2 protein-coding genes are annotated in these 2603 nt (G+C 35.5%); both read left to right on the top strand.

Going from position 1 to position 2603, the window contains the following annotated elements; all coding sequences use genetic code 11:
* The first annotated feature begins 291 nt into the window (after window positions 1–291).
* Entirely contained in the window at window positions 292–1458 is a 1167-nt protein-coding gene (locus BLT46_RS13030; protein ID WP_008651082.1) for a tetracycline-inactivating monooxygenase Tet(X2), read from the top strand.
* 175 nt (window positions 1459–1633) lie between these two features.
* Window positions 1634–2497, top strand: coding sequence for an AadS family aminoglycoside 6-adenylyltransferase (locus BLT46_RS13025; RefSeq protein WP_010257826.1), 864 nt, complete (start codon window positions 1634–1636; stop codon window positions 2495–2497).
* Window positions 2498–2603: the final 106 nt, after the last annotated feature.

Genomic DNA, 2603 nt, shown 5'->3' with positions numbered 1-2603 from the left:
CTCCGGAGATTTTTTTTAGTTACCATAATTTTATTTTTTTAATATCCTAAATATATGACTTCTAACGGAAAAGCTACCGAAGGTTTAGTTCAACATTGTATTGGCAAAATGCGGGAGGAAGTGCAAAGTTGAACTTTTGGAAAAATAATCCGCCGAATATTTTTCCGTTCACGATATTTTTGTAATTTAGTTCACGGAAAAAATATCGGCTCCGATTGTGAATTCTTGAACTTTCAGTTCTCCGAATTCCCGCACTTCGCCAATACTTTTTCCGTTATGTGCCATTTTTGAATGACAATGCGAATAGATACAGACAAACAAATGAATTTACTTAGTGATAAGAACGTTGCAATAATTGGTGGTGGACCCGTTGGACTGACTATGGCAAAATTATTACAGCAAAACGGCATAGACGTTTCAGTTTACGAAAGAGACAACGACCGAGAGGCAAGAATTTTTGGTGGAACCCTTGACCTACACAAAGGTTCAGGTCAGGAAGCAATGAAAAAAGCGGGATTGTTACAAACTTATTATGACTTAGCCTTACCAATGGGTGTAAATATTGCTGATGAAAAAGGCAATATTTTATCCACAAAAAATGTAAAGCCCGAAAATCGATTTGACAATCCTGAAATAAACAGAAATGACTTAAGGGCTATCTTGTTGAATAGTTTAGAAAACGACACGGTTATTTGGGATAGAAAACTTGTTATGCTTGAACCTGGTAAGAAGAAGTGGACACTAACTTTTGAGAATAAACCGAGTGAAACAGCAGATTTGGTTATTCTTGCCAATGGCGGGATGTCCAAGGTAAGAAAATTTGTTACCGACACGGAAGTTGAAGAAACAGGTACTTTCAATATACAAGCCGATATTCATCAACCAGAGATAAACTGTCCTGGATTTTTTCAGCTATGCAATGGAAACCGGCTAATGGCATCTCACCAAGGTAATTTATTATTTGCTAACCCCAATAATAATGGTGCATTGCATTTTGGAATAAGTTTTAAAACACCTGATGAATGGAAAAACCAAACGCAGGTAGATTTTCAAAACAGAAATAGTGTCGTTGATTTTCTTCTGAAAGAATTTTCCGATTGGGACGAACGCTACAAAGAATTGATTCATACGACGTTGTCATTTGTAGGATTGGCTACACGGATATTTCCTTTAGAAAAGCCTTGGAAAAGCAAGCGCCCATTACCCATAACAATGATTGGGGATGCCGCACATTTGATGCCGCCTTTTGCAGGGCAGGGAGTAAATAGTGGGTTGGTGGATGCCTTGATATTGTCTGATAATCTAGCCGATGGAAAATTTAATAGCATTGAAGAGGCTGTTAAAAATTATGAACAGCAAATGTTTATCTATGGCAAAGAAGCACAAGAAGAATCAACTCAAAACGAAATTGAAATGTTTAAACCCGACTTTACGTTTCAGCAATTGTTAAATGTATAAAATGGAATAAAACGGCACATAACAAACAAATTGGCAATAGAGCCGGTGAAGTACTTCTATTGAACTTTTGTGCAATGTTGAAGATTAGTAATTCTATTCAACATTTGTGCTAAAAGTCGGCTCCATCGCCAATTTGCCAAACGTTGTACGACATAGTAAAACCGAACCAAACAAAATGAAAGTCAGAGAAGAAAAGTTAAGAACAATTATAGAATGGTCGGAGAAAAACGAAGATGTAAGAGTTCTTCTTCTGACAAGTTCACTTGTAAATCCTTTAGCACTTGTTGACGAATTTAGTGATTTAGACATTGAATTTGTTTTTGAGGATAATACAAATTACATTTCAGACAAAAGCTGGACGCTTAAATTCGGAAATCCAATTGCTATGATTGAAGAAGACGAAAGTTGTTTTAACCATAAACACGCAATGAAAATGCTACTTTATGAAGACGGTGTGAAAGTAGATTTTAAACTTTACAGCAAATCAAAATTTATAAAGGAAACGCAAGAGAAAGAATTACCAGAAGATTGGGATATTGGTTATAAAATTTTAATTGATAAAGATGGTATTACAAAGCAAATGCTGAAACCAACTTATCAAATTTCCATTATCAAAAAACCGTCTGAAAAAGAGTTTCAAAATCTAATAAACGATTTTTGGTGGGACACAACTTACGTGGCAAAGTGTCTTGTGAGAGATGAAATATTCTATGCGAAATTTATGTCGGAAACCGTTATTCGCACAGAATATTTAATTCCTTTAATTGAATGGCACATTGCAAGTGAACACAATTGGAACATAACGACCAATAAATATGGACGACTTTTCAAAAAGTATCTTAACCAGGAAATGTGGGCTAAAACAGAACAAACATTTTCAGGGAGCAATATAAAGGAAAATTGGACTGCTCTATTTTCAATGACTGATTTAGTTTCAGAAATAGGAACTGAATTGTCAAAAAAATTAGAGTACAAATACCCGGATAAATTAGAAAATGACATACGAAAATATTTAGCTGGACTAAAACCCAAAACATAACTACGTCGTACAATAACTAAGCTTTCGTCTTGCCCGGAGGGCACGAGATGAAAGCCCGTTGAACGGAACCGTAGGAAGCTTAATACGTATTATGGAGTTTTCGAAG

Source organism: Myroides phaeus, assembly GCF_900099675.1.
GTDB classification, from domain to species: domain Bacteria; phylum Bacteroidota; class Bacteroidia; order Flavobacteriales; family Flavobacteriaceae; genus Flavobacterium; species Flavobacterium phaeum.
Note: the sequence above shows the minus strand (reverse complement) of the source record. Positions and strands in the feature narration are given on the sequence as shown.

Excerpts from the sequence above, each read along its gene's own strand:
- BLT46_RS13025 (WP_010257826.1), top strand. The coding sequence starts at position 1,634 with ATGAAAGTCAGAGAAGAAAAGTTAAGAACAATTATAGAATGGTCGGAG.
- BLT46_RS13030 (WP_008651082.1), top strand. The coding sequence starts at position 292 with ATGACAATGCGAATAGATACAGACAAACAAATGAATTTACTTAGTGAT.